At 73.1% G+C, this 16450-nt stretch carries 16 protein-coding genes; 7 read left to right on the top strand and 9 right to left on the bottom strand.

What is annotated here, in order from left to right:
* Positions 1 to 94 precede the first annotated feature (94 nt).
* The gene (locus AAEP86_RS03395) at positions 95 to 1081 is read left to right on the top strand and encodes an aldo/keto reductase (protein ID WP_420369142.1); all 987 of its coding nucleotides are present in this window, start codon (positions 95 to 97) and stop codon (positions 1079 to 1081) included.
* Between the two features lie 448 nt (positions 1082 to 1529).
* On the opposite strand, the gene uraD is transcribed toward AAEP86_RS03395, so the two are convergent.
* The 3 genes from uraD to AAEP86_RS03380 all read right to left on the bottom strand — a co-directional run bounded on the left by uraD (position 1530) and on the right by AAEP86_RS03380 (position 3784).
* Positions 1530 to 2327 carry a 2-oxo-4-hydroxy-4-carboxy-5-ureidoimidazoline decarboxylase gene (uraD, locus tag AAEP86_RS03390; protein ID WP_420369141.1) on the bottom strand — a complete coding sequence of 266 codons (798 nt, stop codon included), beginning with the start codon at positions 2325 to 2327 and terminating at the stop codon, positions 1530 to 1532.
* A gap of 96 nt (positions 2328 to 2423) precedes the next feature.
* Entirely contained in the window at positions 2424 to 2906 is a 483-nt protein-coding gene (locus AAEP86_RS03385; RefSeq protein ID WP_420369140.1) for an FBP domain-containing protein, read from the bottom strand.
* 176 nt (positions 2907 to 3082) lie between these two features.
* The gene (locus AAEP86_RS03380) at positions 3083 to 3784 is read right to left on the bottom strand and encodes an SAM-dependent methyltransferase (RefSeq protein ID WP_420369139.1); all 702 of its coding nucleotides are present in this window, start codon (positions 3782 to 3784) and stop codon (positions 3083 to 3085) included.
* Positions 3785 to 3867: 83 nt separating this feature from the next.
* Between AAEP86_RS03380 and AAEP86_RS03375 the strand changes: the two genes are divergently transcribed.
* Positions 3868 to 4092 carry a hypothetical protein gene (locus AAEP86_RS03375; protein WP_420369138.1) on the top strand — a complete coding sequence of 75 codons (225 nt, stop codon included), beginning with the start codon at positions 3868 to 3870 and terminating at the stop codon, positions 4090 to 4092.
* A gap of 64 nt (positions 4093 to 4156) precedes the next feature.
* On the opposite strand, the gene AAEP86_RS03370 is transcribed toward AAEP86_RS03375, so the two are convergent.
* The 3 genes from AAEP86_RS03370 to AAEP86_RS03360 form a co-directional block, all read right to left on the bottom strand.
* A complete protein-coding gene (locus AAEP86_RS03370; RefSeq protein ID WP_420369137.1) occupies positions 4157 to 5074 on the bottom strand; it encodes a helix-turn-helix transcriptional regulator in 918 nt (305 codons plus the stop codon).
* Between the two features lie 137 nt (positions 5075 to 5211).
* A complete protein-coding gene (locus AAEP86_RS03365) occupies positions 5212 to 6471 on the bottom strand; it encodes a hemolysin family protein (protein WP_420369136.1) in 1260 nt (419 codons plus the stop codon).
* 83 nt (positions 6472 to 6554) lie between these two features.
* Positions 6555 to 7625, bottom strand: coding sequence for a M23 family metallopeptidase (locus AAEP86_RS03360; protein WP_420369135.1), 1071 nt, complete (start codon positions 7623 to 7625; stop codon positions 6555 to 6557).
* Positions 7626 to 7788: 163 nt separating this feature from the next.
* Between AAEP86_RS03360 and AAEP86_RS03355 the strand changes: the two genes are divergently transcribed.
* Positions 7789 to 8283: a hypothetical protein gene (locus AAEP86_RS03355; RefSeq protein WP_420369134.1), complete on the top strand. Its 495-nt coding sequence runs from the start codon at positions 7789 to 7791 to the stop codon at positions 8281 to 8283.
* Positions 8284 to 8360: 77 nt separating this feature from the next.
* Here AAEP86_RS03355 and AAEP86_RS03350 read toward each other — a convergent pair whose 3' ends face one another.
* Complete coding sequence (locus AAEP86_RS03350) at positions 8361 to 10055, bottom strand: cation:proton antiporter (protein WP_420369133.1); 1695 nt, start codon at positions 10053 to 10055, stop codon at positions 8361 to 8363.
* A 114-nt stretch (positions 10056 to 10169) separates the two neighbouring features.
* Between AAEP86_RS03350 and AAEP86_RS03345 the strand changes: the two genes are divergently transcribed.
* A complete protein-coding gene (locus AAEP86_RS03345; protein WP_420369132.1) occupies positions 10170 to 12380 on the top strand; it encodes an NADP-dependent isocitrate dehydrogenase in 2211 nt (736 codons plus the stop codon).
* A 75-nt stretch (positions 12381 to 12455) separates the two neighbouring features.
* On the opposite strand, the gene AAEP86_RS03340 is transcribed toward AAEP86_RS03345, so the two are convergent.
* Positions 12456 to 12917 (bottom strand): DUF3817 domain-containing protein, encoded by a 462-nt coding sequence (locus AAEP86_RS03340; RefSeq protein WP_420369131.1) that lies wholly within the window; start codon positions 12915 to 12917, stop codon positions 12456 to 12458.
* Positions 12918 to 12968: 51 nt separating this feature from the next.
* Between AAEP86_RS03340 and AAEP86_RS03335 the strand changes: the two genes are divergently transcribed.
* Positions 12969 to 13748 (top strand): ThuA domain-containing protein, encoded by a 780-nt coding sequence (locus AAEP86_RS03335; RefSeq protein WP_420369130.1) that lies wholly within the window; start codon positions 12969 to 12971, stop codon positions 13746 to 13748.
* Positions 13745 to 14878, top strand: a complete 1134-nt coding sequence (locus tag AAEP86_RS03330; RefSeq protein WP_420369129.1) for a PP2C family protein-serine/threonine phosphatase — start codon at positions 13745 to 13747, stop codon at positions 14876 to 14878. Before AAEP86_RS03335 ends, AAEP86_RS03330 begins: the two co-directional genes overlap by 4 nt.
* 22 nt (positions 14879 to 14900) lie before the next feature.
* Here AAEP86_RS03330 and AAEP86_RS03325 read toward each other — a convergent pair whose 3' ends face one another.
* Entirely contained in the window at positions 14901 to 15326 is a 426-nt protein-coding gene (locus AAEP86_RS03325) for a hypothetical protein (protein WP_420369128.1), read from the bottom strand.
* Between the two features lie 238 nt (positions 15327 to 15564).
* Here AAEP86_RS03325 and AAEP86_RS03320 point away from each other — a divergent pair, with 238 nt between their 5' ends.
* Entirely contained in the window at positions 15565 to 16443 is an 879-nt protein-coding gene (locus AAEP86_RS03320) for an aminoglycoside phosphotransferase family protein (RefSeq protein WP_420369127.1), read from the top strand.
* The last annotated feature ends 7 nt before the right edge of the window (positions 16444 to 16450 follow it).

The raw sequence follows: 16450 nt of genomic DNA, 5'->3' as shown, positions 1-16450 counted from the left end.
GAGACCTTGGAGGATCCGCACCAAACGGGGCACGTGTCTGACCGGCACGGTCAGTGCCTCCCTCCAACCCGTGCACCCGGAGTAGACCTGCAGCATGCAGACACGCAAGCTCGCAGACCTCGAGGTCGGACCCATCGGCCTCGGAACCATGGGCATGAGCGCCTTCTACACGGGCGCCGGCACCGACGACGACGAGTCGATCCGCACCATCCACCGCGCGATCGACCTCGGCGTCACCCTGTTCGACACCGCTGAGGCGTACGGCCCGTACACGAACGAGGACCTCCTCCGTCGGGCCCTCGCGGACCGTCGTGACGACGTCGTCATCGCGACGAAGTTCGGCCTGATCACCCACACCGCCGGCGAGGAGACCCCCGCCACCGGCCGCGGCATCAGCTCCGCCCCCGAGTCCGTCCGCGAGGCGCTCGAGGGCTCCCTCCGCCGCCTGGGCACCGACCACATCGACCTCTACTACCAGCACCGCGTCGACCCGGCCGTCCCGATCGAGGACGTCGTCGGGCAGCTCGCCGGCTTCGTGCAGGAGGGCAAGATCCGCCACATCGGTCTCTCCGAGGCGAGCGCCGCCACGATCCGGAAGGCCCACGCGGTCCACCCGATCACGGCGCTGCAGACCGAGTACTCGTTGTGGACGCGCGACCCCGAGGGCGACGTCCTCGACACGACCCGCGAGCTCGGCATCGGGTTCGTGCCGTACTCGCCGCTCGGCCGCGGGTTCCTCACCGGTGCCATCACGAAGCCGTCCGACCTCGACTCCGACGACTTCCGCCGGGCCAACCCGCGCTTCCAGCAGGAGGCGTTCGAGCAGAACATGCGCATCGTCGAGGCCGTCAAGGAGATCGCCACCGAGGCCGGCGGGACCCCGGCGCAGGTGTCGCTCGCGTGGCTCCTGGCCCAGGGCGACGACATCGTGCCGATCCCCGGGACGAAGCGGGTGTCGCGTCTCGAGGAGAACGTCGGCGCGGCGGACCTCACGCTCAGCGAGGACCAGATCGCCCGGCTGTCGGCGCTCCCGGTACCGACGGGCGACCGCTACCCGGACATGTCCAGCATCGGTCGCTGACCCGACTGCCGAACGTCGGAGGCCCGCGGCGGACGCGCCACGGGCTTCCCGTCGTCCGCGGAGATGTCCGCGCGCACGCCCTCCCTCTCCGCGCCGCCCCCTTCCGGCGCGAGCGGGCAGATTGCCGCAGTCGGCATGCGCGCGCACCCCGCATTCCCGCCCGCTCGCCGCGCTGCCCGCTGCGCCCCTTGCCCGTGCGCGCCGAGCGGGCGGAACCGCGGGGTAGGTCGCTGCTCGCACCACGTGTTTGCGCCCGCTCGCGGCAGGGTGACGCGGGACGCGGGTGTCTTCGCGCGCGGATGGCCCTGGTCGGATACCGCGACGGACACTCCGTCGCGGGCGCGAGCGGGCGGAATGCCGCGGTCGGCATGCGCCGCGACCGCGCTGATTCGCCCGTTCGGCCATGCATGCCCATAGGGGAATACACGATGGCTAGGAGGGTGGCCGCTCAACTCCCGCGGTACGTGCTGTACGCGAAGGGACTGAGGAGCAGGGGCACGTGCAGGTGGTCCGTCCCGCTCACCGTGAAGGCGACGACCACGAACGGATGGAACGACGGGACGCCCGCTGCGCGGTGGTGGGCGCCCGTGTCGAACCGGAGCTGCAGGTCGCCGCGCGGCAGGACGTCCGGGCCGAGTGCCGCACGCCCGTCAGGACCGGTCGTCGCCGTGGCCAGGACCGTACCGTCGACCGTGCTCAGCACGAGGTCGATCCCTGCTGCGGGCGTGCCGTGCGTGGCGTCGAGCACGTGCGTGGTGAGCTGGGCGACCCCGAACGTCGCTCGGATCCGGTGGACCGCGATGTCAGCGAGGGCTGCTGCGGCCTCGGCGGTCTCGGCTGCGGGTTCGTTGCCGAGTCGGCGCTGGAGTTCCCCGAGCAGCTCCTCGGGCGAGCGTCCGGCTGCCCGGACGAGGAACACGCGACCGAACCGGTGCTCGTACTCCGCGTTGCCGGCGGCGATCGCGGCGGCGACGTCCTCGTGCGCCGTGCGCATCGACGACTGCTCCCGGGACGAGGACGCGTCGGTTGCGCGGTCGCCGATCCGCGGGTGCTGCGCGAGTGCCGCGTCGAGTTCGGGAGCGCCCCAGGGCTCCGCGAGTGATCGTGCGCGGTCGAGGAGGGCCGACACCGACCCGTAGGGGCGTCCGTCGACGAGGGCGTCCACCCACGGGCCGACGTCCGCCCATCCGCGGGCGGTCGCCGCCGCGTCGGTCGCCGTTGCGTGGTCGAAGTCGCGCAGTTCCATGCGGTCACGCTACGGAACGCCGGTTTCACCGACGTTTCCGACCGGTTGCGGCAGCGCCCGCGCTCGCGGCAGCGCCCGAACACGAGCCCGCGCTGCTCACACCTCGGCTGCGAACGAAGCCGCCCGGAGCTGCAGGTCCTCGATGCGTCGGGCCCGAGCAGCTTCCACGTCGTGGCCCTCGTACGCCGGCGGCGGCAGCTTCCGCACGTTCCGGGAGCACTGGAAGTCCTGGCAGACGAGCGTCCCCACGGTGTTCCCGTTCCGTCCGGCCGGGCCCGACCGCTTGGCGCTGTAGAACACCACGTCGTTGGGCAGCTTGACGTCCTGGCACCAGGAGCACTGCGCCCGTGCGCGCGAGGACGCCTCGGCCTGCCGGAAGAGGATGCCGACGAGGCCACCGTCGAGGGTCGGCACGACGGCGTACGCGCGTCGACCGATCTTCGGGTCGCGCCAGCCGAGGTAGTCGAGGGCGTCCCAGTCGACGGTGTCGAAGCCGGTGGGGAGTGTGAGGTCGCCGACCTCCTTGCGGGAGGCGTTGACGAAGGACGTGCGGAGGGTCTTCTCGCTGATGGGCAGCATGGTGTGCTCTCGTTCAGGGCCCGGGGCGCAGGACAGCGCCGCGCCGGGCGGAGGGTTCAGGGTTCGGTGACGGCGGCCGCACCGAACGGTGCGACCCGGGGCGTCACGCCCTGATGTCGGCGAAACGAGCGCCGACCACCTCCTGGAAGCTCACCGGACCAGCCTACGACGCCGTGTCAAGCGGTCGGCTCGGCGACGACCAGGACCACCGAACCCTCGTGGCTCGGCCGCACGCGGAGCGCACCGTGCCGACGGTCCCAGTCGCCGGACTCGATCGCCGTGCGCAACGCCGCCACCGACCGCCGCGCGGTCAGCTCGTCCACGAGGCCCCACGCCGGATCCGCACGGCGGGCACCGGCGTCGAGGAGGCGCTCCGGTCGCGCGTAGTACGCCTCCGAGAACCCGTCGACGCAGGTGAACGGGATCGGGACGGGCGTGCAGGCGACCGACGCGCCCTCGAGGGCGGCGACGACCCGGTCGAGCGGTGGGTGCCGACGTGCCTCGGCGGCGACGACCTCCGGGGCGTACTCGGCCAACCAGGAGTGCGCCAGCCGTTCGGGGTCGGACACCAGCAGGACGACCGGGCCGCGGGTCACCCGGCGCAGCTCGGTGATGCCCGACTCGAGGTCGTCCCGGTCGGGCAGGGAGAAGGCCGACACGGCAGCGTCGAAGGCGTCGTCCGTGAACGGCAGCGGCGCATCGGGGGAGCCGATCGTCGTGACCGCGCGGTCGTCCGGCGCGTACCGGGGCGTGCGGGCGTCGGTGGCGACCTGCAGCACCGAGCGGGCGTCGCCGAGGGCTCGCCCGACCGCCCGTGCGAAGGCGGGCTCCGCGCGGCGGTACCTGCGGTGCTCGCTCGCCTCGTCCGTCGTCGTCACGTCCCCACCCTACGGACGCCGCCCGCTCGGACCACGCGGAGCCGGGCGCCCTGGCGCGCGCGTCAGGCTGTTACGGTCGGCGCATGGTATCCGGGGGATTCGCCGTCGTCAGTGTCCTGTACATCGCGTTCTTCGTGGCGTTGGCGGTGCTGACCGTCGCGCTCATCGTGCTGGTGTTCGCGGCGATCCGCGTGCTGCGCCTGTCCGCGCAGGAGCGTGTGCTCCGCATCGAGCGGCTGCAGCACCCGGACCTGTTCGACGACACGGACGACCCCGACGATCCCGCCCAGGCGTCACCCGCGTCCTGACCACGGGCAGGCCACCACGGCCAGTCGGCCGACCGAGGTCGACCGACTCGGCTCTGCGGCGACGTCAGTCGACCGACTCCGCCTGCCGGTCGGCCTCGGCCCGGCGGCGCTCGGCGTCGTGCTCCGCCCGCTCCGTCGCCGCCCAGGACCCGAGCAGGGACAGGGAACGCTCGGACTCGCTGCCCGGCTCGGCCGAGTACGAGAACATCACGAGCCCCGGGTCACCGACGAGCTCGAGCGCCTCGTAGTCCAGCCGCAGCTCGCCGACGATCGGGTGCACGATCCGCTTCTTCCCGGTCCGGTGGACCCGGACGTCGTGCGCGGCCCACCAGGTCCGGAACTCCTCGCTGCGCGTGGACAGCTCGCCCACGAGCGTGACGAGGCCCGGCTCGCACGGGTTCGACACCGCCGCGGCGCGCAGGATCGCCACAGCGTCGCGGGCCGTCTGCGCCCAGTCGGGGAAGAACTCCTTCGCCGCCGGGTCGAGGAAGGTGAAGCGTGCGGTGTTCACCGGACGGCCGGGGCCGGCGAACATCGGCGAGTACAGCGCGTGGCCGAGCTCGTTCGTCGCGACGACGTCGCCACGCTCGTTGCGCACCCAGGCGGGCGCTCCGGTGATGGCGTCGAGCAGCCGCTGCACACCCGGGCGCACCCGGGTCGGGACGTTGCGGTGCATGTCCTTGACGCCGGCGTTCGCGAGGCGGGCGAGGTCCCAGAGGTGCACGCGTTCGTCCTCGTCGAGCTGCAGTGCACTCGCCAGGCCGTCGAGCACGCTGTCCGAGACGCCCTTCAGCGAGCCCCGCTCGAGCCGCGTGTAGTAGTCGACGCTGACGCCGGCGAGCATGGCGACCTCGTGCCGTCGCAGCCCCGGGACCCGTCGGATCCCGCCGCCGAACGAGGGCATGCCCACCTGCTCGGGGCTGAGTCGCGCCCGCCTCGAGGACAGGAAGTCGCGGATCTCGTTGCGCACGTCGATACCCATGCCTCGAGCGTACGTGCCGCGGCGGGGAGCGCGGCAGGCACCAGCGGTACCCGGCTCGCCGGGCCCGGCCCCGGTCCACGTCGGGTGCGGTCGTCAGTCGGGAGGCGCGGGGCGGTGGCGCCCCGCGCCTCCCGGCCCTAGACGGTCACGTTCGCCGCGATGCGCACGCGGGCAACGCGGTGACCGTCCATGGCGGTCACTTCGAGCCGGTGGTCACCCGTTTCGACGACGTCGCCGACCCGTGGGACGCGGTCGAGGTGGAACTGCACCAGGCCGCCGACCGTCTCGTAGTCGCCGTCCGGCAGGACGGGACCGCCGTCGGCGACCAGGTCCTCGAGGACGGTGGCGCCGTCGACGCCGTCGCTCTCGGCGGTGGGCTCGTCGTACTCGTCGCGGATGCGGCCGACGAGGTCCTCGAGCAGGGCCTCGAGCGTCACCATGCCGGCGCTGCCGCCGTACTCGTCGACGACGAGGGCGATCTGGTGCCCCTCGGTGCGCATGTCCGCGATCGCGCTCGACAGCGACTTCGTCTCGGGCATCGCGAGCACCGGCCGGGCGACCGTGGCGACGGCCGCGGCGGGGTCGGCGGGGCGCAGCAGGTCGCGCAGGTGCACGAAGCCCACGACGTCGTCGCGCGAGCCGCCGGTGACCAGGTAGCGCGTGTGCCCCTCGTCGATGGCGTGGTCCGTGGCGTCTCGGAGGGGGGTGTCGGCGGCGATGGTCGACACGTCGAACCAGGGGCGCATGGACTCGCGGAGGATGCGGTCGCCCGCGTCGAGGGCACTCCGGGCGATGCGACGGCCCTGGGCGTCGATCGCGTCGTGGTCCTCGACGAGGCCGCGGAGCTCCTCGGTGCTCATCGACTCGCTCCGTGCGTCCGGATCGCCGCCGAGCAGTCGGACGACGGCGTCGGTCGACCTCGACAGCAGCCAGATGACCGGGCGCATCAGGGTCGCGAAGCGGTCGAGCGTCGGGGCGACGGCCATCGAGAAGCCCTCGGCCCGCTGCAGCGCGAGCCGTTTCGGCACGAGTTCGCCGAACACGAGCGACAGGTAGGCGACGACGAGGGTCATCAGCACCAGGGCCACGGCCTCGGAGGCGCCCTGGCCGAGCCCGACGCCGGTCAGCAGCGGAGCGACGTCGGGTGCGATGGTCGATGCGCCGTAGGCCGCCGAGAAGAACCCGGCGACGGTCACGCCGATCTGCACGGCGGCGAGGAAGCGGTTCGGGTCGCGGCCGAGTTCCGCGACCCGTACACCCCGTGCCCCGCGGCGTTCGAGCTGCTGCAGCTGGGACTCACGCAGGGAGACGAGGGCGATCTCGGCGGCGGCGAAGACACCACCGACGAGCACGAAGAGGATGACGAGCCCGAAGGCGATCCAGGTGTCGGCGCCCATCAGCGGGCGGTCCGGTCAGATCGGCGACGGGCGGGCGGTCTGTGACAGTCGTCCATGCCTGTGAGTGTGCACAGGCAAGCTGATCAGGTGGTGAGGGAACGCCCGATGCGCGCTTCGAGCCAGGCCTCGGGGTCGATGGGCGTCACGCCGTCCATCAGGACCTCGAGGTGCAGGTGTGCGCCGGTGGAGACCCCGGAGGAACCGACCTTGCCGACGAACTGGCCCGCCTCGACGGTGTCGCCGACCTTGAGCGGCGAGGAGCCCGGGATCATGTGCCCGTAGAGCGTCGAGACCTGGCGGCCGTCCACGACGTGGTCGATGATGACCGCGTTGCCGTACGAGAAGTAGGTGCCGGAGACGCGCACGGTGCCGGCGGCGACGGCTCCGATCGGCGCGCCCATGCCGGGGTTGAAGTCGAGGCCCTGGTGGAGCGACGAGCACGCCCCGCACGGCGCAGCGCGGTACCCGAAGCCGGAGCTCATCCGGACCGGTCCGGGGAAGGGCGACCGGACCTCGCCGCCGGAGGAGACGGCCGTCCCCGGGGTGCCGGACGCGCCGCCACCGACGGTGAACTCGTCGCGGTCGAGGGCGCTGGCCGAGATGGCCTCGGTGACGGCGTAGTCCTGCGTCCGCACCGTGGGCGCGAGGGTCGAGGTCGCCATCGAGGTGCCGGCGCTGGCGTGTGCCGGCATCGCGGACGCGGCGAACATCGCGAGGGCCGCGAGCGCACTCGTCAGGGTGATGCGCGTGGCCCGCTGCGGCCGCGAGGGGCGGGACGGGCGCGGCACGGGCGTGACGGCGGCCGGGCGGCGGACGACGCGTTGGATCCTGGCGTCCGGGCCGCCGTGCACGCCGTGCTCGGTGACGACCCGCGCGGTGGTGGCGCGTCGTCCGGCCCGCGCCGGTTCCGCGCTCCGCTGCCGACCCGGGGTGACCGCCGTGCGGCCCACACGCGTCGGGGCTCCGACCGTCGGCTCGGCGGCGCGGACGACCGTGGCGGGGCGCTCGCGCCCGACGGTCCGGACGACCTTCGCCGGGCGCTCGCGGCGCGCGGGCTTCCGCGCGGCGGCACGCTCGGCCTCGAGGGCTGCGCGACGGGACAGGTGCACCACCGGGGTCCCCGGGTGCTGGTCGGATTCGCGTGGTGTCGTCATGGCCGCCCACCATTCTGCACGACTCTGTCGCTTTGTACAGGTCCTTTCGTGATCTTCTCGTTACCAACCGTGCTGGGAGGGTGCTGACGGACGGGAGCGGTCCGGACCCGCTCCCGTGGGCGTCGGTAGTGTCGCCGGTGAGCGAGCGGAGAGGACCCCGACCATGGCCCGAGCGCCGCGTGAACGGCACGAACCCGTCGACCTGCGGACCGTCGAGGTCGTGCTCGCGGGTACCCAGGACCTGCTGCCGGTGCTCCGCGCGGCGGCCGTGCGGGCGGGGGTCGACGCCTCGAGGATGCGGGTCGTCGGCGTGGACGACGTGCCGGATCCCGGCGAGACGGGCCGTGCCGAGCTCGCGGTGATCGCGATCCGCCGGCCCGGTGACGACCCGGCGTTCCACCGCGCGCAGGAGGCCGCCGAGCTGATCGAGCCCTTGCTCGCGCCGAACGCCGTGCAGGTCGTCGTGACGGTGTCGGGAGTGACCCGGCTCGCGCCGAAGGTCGAGCGGACCCTGACCTCCGAGGTGCTGCACCAGATCGGCGTCGCCTCGCACGCCTCGGGGTTCCGTCGGCCCTTCCGCGGTGCCCGGATGCGGGTGGGTGTGGCCGGGCTGCGGGCCGCAGGCGTCCGGGTCTTCCGGCTGACCATCGGCCACTGACGGCCCGCGCACCCCGCAGCCCGGGTCGGGCCCGCGCCCGCAGCCCGCAGCCCGCAGCGCGGGGGACGCCCCACGGCTCAGCGGCCCGGAGCCCCCCGGAGTTCGAGGGCGATCTGCTCGGCGTCGAGGTTCCGGAGCATCGACTCGAGCACCTCGGCGTCGAAGGTCCCGTCGTCGCGGGCGTCCAGGATCGCGGCACGCTGGGCCTCGAGCACCGCCAGTCGGCGGGCCTTCTCGCGGCCCATCCACGCACGGAGTTCGCCGGGGTCGGCGGCCCGCAGGTCCTCGGTCGTCCGTGGCCCGTCGTCGTCGGCGGCGGGGATGCGTCCCGCTGCCGACCGCATGAGCTCGAGCAGCCGTTGCCGCTCGTCGACGTCCTTCGCGTCGGTGTCCGGAGCGGGCGCGGCGATCCGGCGGACGAGCGGCCCGATCGTGCTGCCCTGGACCACGAGCGAGAGCAGGGCGACCGCGAAGGCGATGAACACCAGCAGGGGCTTCTGCGGCGTGTGGTCCGGCAGCGACTGGGCCGCGGCGACGGTCACGGCACCCCGCATGCCGGCCCAGATGACCGTGGTCCCCTCGCGCCAGCCGAGCGGCGCCGACGTGTAGTACGCGATGTCGGCCAGGGTCCGGCGCACCCGGATCGCGAACCGGTCGAGCTCCCGTTCGGACGGCGCCCGGCCCCGGGGTCGGTGCTCGCGGATGACCTCGCTCATCGCGTCGCGGTCGCCGGCGTGCACGTCCGCCAAGCGGGACTGCATCCGTTCGCCCCGCTTCGCCCCGGCGGCGAGGGCGAGCAGGAGCGGGACGACGTACGCGGCGCGGACGAGGACGGTCAGGACGAGGGCTGCGACGGCGACGAGGAGCGCCGGGCCGATGCCGGTGTGGTCCTCGTGCACGTCGCGGAGGATCCCGGCGAGCTGGAGCCCCATCGTCAGGAACACGGCTCCCTCGAGCACGAGTTCGATGGTCTGCCAGTTCTGCGCGTCCGACAGCCGCTGGCTCGGCGACAGCCTGCGCGGGCCGACGATGCCGGTGAACAACCCGGCGACGACGGCCGCGACGAGGCCGGAGCCGTGCAGCAGCTCGGTCGGCACGGCGGCGGCGAAGGGCACCGCGAACGAGAGCGCGGTACCGACCGCGGCGCCGGGCACCCGGGCCCGGACCCGCACGTTCAGCCAACCGACGAACCACCCGATCACCACGGCGATCGCCACGGCCCGCGCGAAGTCGCCGAGCGCGCCCCAGAACGAGAACGACGCCGCCGCGGCGGCGATCGCGGTCCGCAGCAGCACGAGCGCGGTCGCGTCGTTGAGCAGGGACTCGCCGTCGAGGATCGAGATCGCGCGGCGGGACACCGACGTCTGCTTCACGATCGAGGTCGCCACGGCGTCGGTCGGACTGACGATGGCCCCGAGGGCGATGCCCCACCAAAAGCCGAGGCCGGGCAGCGCCCACGCGAAGAACAGGCCGAGCACGAGGCTCGACGCGATGACGAGCAGCACCGACAACCCGCTGATCGCGCCGAACTCCCGCCGGAAGTTCATCGACGGCATCGACACCGCCGACGAGTAGAGCAGCGGTGGCAGGACCCCGGCGAGGATCCACTCGGGGTCGATCTCGGCGTCCGGGATCCACGGCACGAGGCTCGCCACGATGCCGACGACCACGAGCACGAGCGGTGCCGCGACCCCGATGCGCGGTCCGAGCACCGCCGCTCCGGCGATGGCGACCACGGCGACGACGCCGACGACGAGGAAGTGATCGATCACGGTCCCAGGGTGGCACCGACGCGCTCGAGCCGGCGATGTATCTTGATGTCGAGACATCCTGCGCCACGAGTACCGTGGACGTACCGACGGTCGAACAAGGGAGTACCCGCCAGCATGGCCAAGATCATCTACACCCTCACGGACGAGGCGCCGTTCCTCGCCACCCACTCCTTCCTCCCGGTCATCCAGGCCTTCGCCGGCACCGCAGGTGTCGACGTCGAGACCCGCGACATCTCGCTCTCCGGCCGGATCATCGCCCAGTTCCCGGAGCGGCTCACCGCCGAGCAGCGCCTGGACGACGCCCTCGCCGAGCTCGGTGCGCTCGCGGGCACCCCCGAGGCGAACATCATCAAGCTGCCGAACATCTCGGCGTCCATCCCGCAGCTCAAGGCCGCGATCAAGGAACTCCAGACGCAGGGCTACGACCTGCCCGACTACCCGGACGAGCCGTCGACCGACGAGGAGCGCGACACCCGCGCCCGCTACGGCCGGACGATGGGCAGCGCCGTGAACCCGGTGCTCCGCGAGGGCAACTCCGACCGTCGCGCCCCGCTGTCCGTGAAGAACTACGCCCGCAAGCACCCGCACCGCATGGGTGCTTGGAGCGCCGACTCGCGGACCAACGTCGTCACGATGGGCGTCGACGACTTCCGTTCCAACGAGCGGTCCTGGATCGCGCCGTCGGACGACGTCCTCACGATCGAGTTCGTCGGCACGGACGGCGAGACCACCGTCCTCAAGCAGTCGGTCCCGGTCCTCGCGGGCGAGGTCATCGACGGCACCGTGCTGCACGTCCGTGCGCTCGAGGCGTTCCTGACGGAGCAGATCGCCGCCGCGAAGGCGCAGGGCGTGCTGTTCTCGGTGCACCTCAAGGCCACCATGATGAAGGTCTCCGACCCGATCATCTTCGGCCACGTCATCCGCGCGTTCTTCCCGAGCGTCTTCGAGCGCTTCGGAGCCGACCTCGCCGCCGCCGGGCTCAACCCGAACGACGGGCTCGGCTCGGTCCTGGCGGGCCTCGACGCGGTGCCGAACGGCGCTGCGATCAAGCAGGCGTTCGAGCAGGGCATCGACGAGGGCCCCGACCTCGCGATGGTCGACTCGGACAAGGGCATCACCAACCTGCACGTTCCGAGCGACGTCATCGTCGACGCCTCGATGCCCGCGATGATCCGCACCTCCGGCCACATGTGGGGTCCGGACGGCGAGGAGCACGACACCCTCGCGGTCATCCCGGACTCGAGCTACGCCGGCATCTACCAGGTCGTCATCGAGGACTGCCGCGCGAACGGCGCCTTCGACCCGGCGACCATGGGCTCGGTCCCGAACGTCGGCCTGATGGCGCAGAAGGCCGAGGAGTACGGCTCGCACGACAAGACCTTCGAGGTCCCCGGTGCCGGCCACGTCCGCGTCGTCACCAGCGGCGGCGAGACGGTCATCGAGCACGAGGTCGAGGCCGGCGACATCTGGCGGGCCTGCCAGACCAAGGACGTCGCGATCCGCGACTGGGTGAAGCTCGCCGTGACGCGCGCCCGTGCGACGGGCTCGCCCGCCGTGTTCTGGCTCGACGAGTCGCGTGCGCACGACGCGAACCTCATCGGGCTCGTGCGCACGTACCTCGGCGAGCACGACACCGACGGGCTGCAGATCGAGGTCATGACCCCCGAGGACGCCATGCGCTTCTCGCTGGAGCGCATCCGCCGCGGTGAGGACACCATCTCGGTCACGGGCAACGTCCTCCGCGACTACCTGACCGACCTGTTCCCGATCATGGAGCTCGGCACCTCGGCGAAGATGCTCTCCGTGGTCCCGCTCCTCGGCGGCGGCGGCCTGTTCGAGACCGGTGCCGGCGGTTCCGCGCCGAAGCACGTGCAGCAGCTGGTGCAGCAGAACTACCTGCGCTGGGACAGCCTCGGCGAGTTCCTCGCGCTGGCGGTCAGCCTCGAGCACCTCGCGGGCGTGACCGGCAACGCGCGGGCGCGGATCCTCGGCGAGACGCTGGACCGCGCCACCGGGACGTTCCTCGAGCAGGACAAGTCCCCTGGTCGCAAGCTCGGGTCGATCGACAACCGCGGCAGCCACTTCTTTCTGGCGAAGTACTGGGCCGAGGAGCTCGCATCGCAGACCGAGGACACCGAGCTGGCCGCGGCCTTCGCGGAGATCGCCGGTTCGCTCGCCGAGCAGGAGCAGACGATCGTCGACGAACTCGTCGCCGTCCAGGGGCACCCGGCGGACATCGGCGGGTACTACCGACCCGACGACGCGAAGACGAGCGCCGTGATGCGCCCGTCCGCCACCTTCAACCAGGTGCTCGCAGCCCTGTAACCAGCCGGACCAGTGACGAACCGGAGGCGCGGTGCCAACTGGCACCGCGCCTCCGGTCCGTTCCTCCCGTCCCGCTCAGGCGCGGGACGGGACGGGCGGCCCGATCACCAGCAACGCGCCGAAGACGAGGGCGACGGCCACGACCCCGACGGCGGCGGACACCGCCGGCCGGCGCACCACGAAGAAGAGCAGGCCGTCCAGGACGCCCGTCCGCGCGCCGATGTCGGGGGAGCGGCGCCACGGCCCGTCGAGCATGCCGCGTCGGGCGACCGCGACCTCGAACGGCACCGTGGCGTAGGGCACGACGGCACTCGCCCAGCCGAGCACGAGCGCTCCGACCGACCAGCGCTGGTTCACCGCGACGACCGTGGTCACCACGAGGTACGCCAGGAACACGAACCCGTGCACGCCGCCACCGATGCGCACGCCCCAGTCACCCGCGTCGAGCCCGTACTTCACCACCATCCCGGCGATGAGCAGGGTCCAGGTCACGAGTTCGGCGACCGCTGCGGCGCGGAACAGGGAGCGTGGCGTCATGCCGACATGGTGACGGACCGCTCCGGAGAAACACCCGGTAGCGTCGAGGGCATGTCGACGACGACCGAGAACCGGCCCCTGAACATCGTGGTGTGGAACGAGAACGTCCACGAGTCCCGCGGCGACGCCGTGGTGCTGGAGCACTACCCGGACGGGATCCACCGCGCGGTGGCCGACGGCCTGGAGGCGCGGCTCGGCCCCGACGCGCACGTCACCACCGCCACCCTGCAGGACGAGGACCACGGCCTCGCCGAGGAGCGGCTCGCCGCCACCGACGTGCTCTTCTGGTGGGGGCACGTCGCCCACGACCAGGTGTCGGACGCGGTGGTCGACCGCGTGGTCCGTCACGTGCACGCCGGCATGGGCCTCGTGGTGCTGCACTCCGGCCACTACTCGAAGCCGTTCACGCGGCTGATGGGCACGACGTGCTCGCTGAAGTGGCGCAACGACGGCGAGCGCGAGCTGGTGTGGACCGTCTCCCCGGAGCACCCGATCGCCGCCGGGGTCCCGCACCCCATCGTCATCGACCGCCAGGAGATGTACGGCGAGTACTTCGACATCCCGCGCCCCGACGAGGAGGTCTTCCTGTCGACGTTCGCCGGCGGCGAGGTGTTCCGGTCGGGTGTCGCCTACCGTCGCGGGCTCGGCCGGGTGTTCTACTTCTCGCCAGGCGACCAGGAGTACCCGGTGTACCACCACCCCGACATCCAGCGGGTGCTGTCGAACGCGGCGCAGTGGGCGACGCCCGTGTCCGCACGACGCGGCCTGACCGCCGACCCCCACCCGCGGGACTGGTTCCTCGACGCCGGGGCGGGTAGACAGGGGGAGTGACCCGACTCGAGGACGCCGCCGCCCACCGGTCCGCCGTGATCGAGGCGCTCGGCGTGCTCGGCACCGGCCCGGAGGAACGGTTCGACCGCATCACCCGGATGACGCAGGAGGCCTTCGGCGTCCCGCTGAGCTTCCTCAACCTCGTCCACGACGACGTCGTCACCGCGCAGTCGACGCAGGGCTGGAACCAGGGCGCGAGCGCGCCGGCGAGCGAGGTCTTCTGCTCGACGACCGTGCTGACCGACGAGCCGCTCGTCGTGCCCGACGCCGCCGCGGACCCGCGCTTCGCCGGGATGGCGTCGGTCACCGAGCAGGGCATCCGGTTCTACGCGGGCGCACCGCTGTCGATGCTCGACGGCACCCGTGTGGGCACGCTCTGCATCATGGACGCCGAGCCCCGCACCCTGTCGGCGGAGGACATCGGCCTGCTCCGGGACCTCGCGCGCTGGGCGGAACGGGAACTCGGTCACTCGATCGAGGACGACCGGGTCCGCCGGGTGCTCGGCGGCCTCGTGCCCGAGCCCGTCGTCGTCCCCGGCCACGACCTCGCCGTGCTGTCGCTGCCGAGCGCCGACGTCGGCGACGTCGCCGACTGGCGCGTCGCCGCCGACGGTCGGCTCCACCTGACCGTCGGGACGGTGCCGTCCGCCGGTCGCGCCGCGGCGCTCCTCGCGGCGACCGTCCGGTCAGCGGTGGTCGCGCGGACCGACGTGCCGCTGGCCGTCGCGATCGCCGAGGTGGAGGCGCAGGTCGCCACCGACCTGTCCACCGCGGACACCGTGGCGTCGCTCGTCCACCTGCGCCTCGACCCGGCGACGGGGCACGCCGAGTACGCCGATGCCGGCCACGGCCTGGCGGTGCTCTTGCGGGCGGACGGCGGCTCCACCGCGCTGCGGTCGCTCGACCTGCCGATCGGCCTCCAGCCGTCCGGCGCCCCGCGGACGCCCGGGTCGCTCGACCTCGCCCCCGGCGACCGCCTGCTGCTCTGCACCGACGCCCTGCTCGCGGACACGGACGGCATCGACGGCCTGCTCGCAGCCGCCAGGACGGCCGGCGACGCCGCCGCCCTGGTCGAGCACGTCCGCGCGACGGCGACGCACGGCACGCTCCTGGTCCTCACGCGGCGCTGAGCGGTCCGCGCGCCGCTGGCGACTACCGGCGGGTGGGCCTCGTCGTCATCGAGACGACGAGCAGTGTGGCGAGGAGTCCGACGCCCGCGAGCTCGACACCGAGCCCGAGGAGCTGCCAGTAGGCGCTCCCGACGACCTGCGGCTGCGTGATCGAACCGGGCCACCAGTCGTCGATGAGCGGGAAGGACCCCGGGAACGGGTCGAGACCGAACACGGCGAGGCCGCCGAGCAGCAGGACGACCCCGAGTCCCGCCATCGCGCCGCGCGACCGGCGGAGCATGTGCGCGACGAGGGCCGCCGCCATCCCGGCGAGGCCGACGACCGCGACGAGGAAGGCCAGCACCACGACGGTCTGCGGCGCCAGGGCCACCCAGTCGAGGACGGCGATCGGCAGCAGGAGCCACCGACCCGTCCGGGCCCAGCGCGCAGGGTTCCGCCATCCGTCCATGCGGGAACCGTACGACAGGCCGCCGGGGAGGACCCGGTGACCGCGGGTCCGCCGCCGGGGAAGTCCGGACCGCCCGGCCCTGACCGAGCGGGAACCGACGCGACGCGGGTCCCCCCACGGACACCCACGTCACCGTTCCCTGTGAGGATACCAAGAGCCCCGATCCGCCTCCGGCCCCCGTTCACGGGTGCCGGAGCGCGGTCGGGCGCGGGGGACCGGCCGGCACTACCCTGACCCGGTGGCCACCCCAGCAGCCGAGTTCGACGTCGACGAGCACCTCGTCCGCGCCCTGCTCCGGGACCAGCACCCCGACCTGGCCGACCTGCCGCTGGCGATCGCCGCGAACGGCTGGGACAACGTGCTCGTCCGGCTCGGCGACCTGCTCGCGGTCCGGCTCCCACGGCGGTCCGCCGCCGCCGTGCTCATCGAGCACGAGCAGCGCTGGCTGCCCGAGATCGCCCGCCGTGTGGCGCCGATCGTCCCGGTACCGGACCCGGTCCGCACCGGACGGCCCGCGCTCGGGTACCCGTGGTCGTGGAGCGTCGTCCGCTGGCTCCCGGGGAGTCCCGCCGGCGACCGCGTCGGAGGGGTGCACGTCGCCGAGGCGCTCGCCGCGTTCGTCGACCTCCTGAACGTCCCCGCGCCGGCCGACGCCCCGGCGAACCCGGTCCGGGCCGTCCCCCTGACCACGAGGAGTGCCGCGGTGCTGACGCGACTCGACACCGAGGACGTGCCCCGGGCCCGTGAGCTGGCGACGGTCTGGCGGACCGCAGCCGCCCTGCCCGCGTACGCCGGGCCTCCCGTCTGGGTGCACGGCGACCTGCACCCCTTCAACGTGCTGTTCGCCGAGACGCCGTCGGGCGACACCCGCCTGTCGGCGATCGTGGACTTCGGCGACGTGACCGCGGGGGACCCCGCGGTCGACCTCGCGACCGCGTGGCTGACGCTCGACCGCGAGGCACGGCGCGTCTTCCGCGCGCGGCTCGCGGTCGACGACGACACCTGGGAGCGTGGGCGTGGCTGGGCCGTGTCCATCGGCTCGGCCCTGCACCTGTCCGACGACCGCACCGTCCGTGCGGTGGCCCGCAGGGGGATCGACGCAGTGCTGGACGACTGACTCCGCC

The sequence above is a fragment of the Curtobacterium sp. L1-20 genome (genome assembly GCF_048755855.1).
GTDB lineage: Bacteria > Actinomycetota > Actinomycetes > Actinomycetales > Microbacteriaceae > Curtobacterium.
The sequence above is the reverse complement of the archived record's forward strand: the minus strand, read 5'-3'. Positions and strand labels throughout refer to the sequence as shown.

Coding starts and splice junctions, on each gene's coding strand:
- AAEP86_RS03345 (WP_420369132.1), top strand. CDS start 10,170: ATGGCCAAGATCATCTACACCCTCACGGACGAGGCGCCGTTCCTCGCC.
- AAEP86_RS03335 (WP_420369130.1), top strand. CDS start 12,969: ATGTCGACGACGACCGAGAACCGGCCCCTGAACATCGTGGTGTGGAAC.
- AAEP86_RS03355 (WP_420369134.1), top strand. CDS start 7,789: ATGGCCCGAGCGCCGCGTGAACGGCACGAACCCGTCGACCTGCGGACC.
- AAEP86_RS03370 (WP_420369137.1), bottom strand. CDS start 5,074: ATGGGTATCGACGTGCGCAACGAGATCCGCGACTTCCTGTCCTCGAGG.
- uraD (WP_420369141.1), bottom strand. CDS start 2,327: ATGGAACTGCGCGACTTCGACCACGCAACGGCGACCGACGCGGCGGCG.
- AAEP86_RS03365 (WP_420369136.1), bottom strand. CDS start 6,471: ATGGGCGCCGACACCTGGATCGCCTTCGGGCTCGTCATCCTCTTCGTG.
- AAEP86_RS03340 (WP_420369131.1), bottom strand. CDS start 12,917: ATGACGCCACGCTCCCTGTTCCGCGCCGCAGCGGTCGCCGAACTCGTG.
- AAEP86_RS03375 (WP_420369138.1), top strand. CDS start 3,868: ATGGTATCCGGGGGATTCGCCGTCGTCAGTGTCCTGTACATCGCGTTC.
- AAEP86_RS03395 (WP_420369142.1), top strand. CDS start 95: ATGCAGACACGCAAGCTCGCAGACCTCGAGGTCGGACCCATCGGCCTC.
- AAEP86_RS03325 (WP_420369128.1), bottom strand. CDS start 15,326: ATGGACGGATGGCGGAACCCTGCGCGCTGGGCCCGGACGGGTCGGTGG.
- AAEP86_RS03360 (WP_420369135.1), bottom strand. CDS start 7,625: ATGACGACACCACGCGAATCCGACCAGCACCCGGGGACCCCGGTGGTG.
- AAEP86_RS03385 (WP_420369140.1), bottom strand. CDS start 2,906: ATGCTGCCCATCAGCGAGAAGACCCTCCGCACGTCCTTCGTCAACGCC.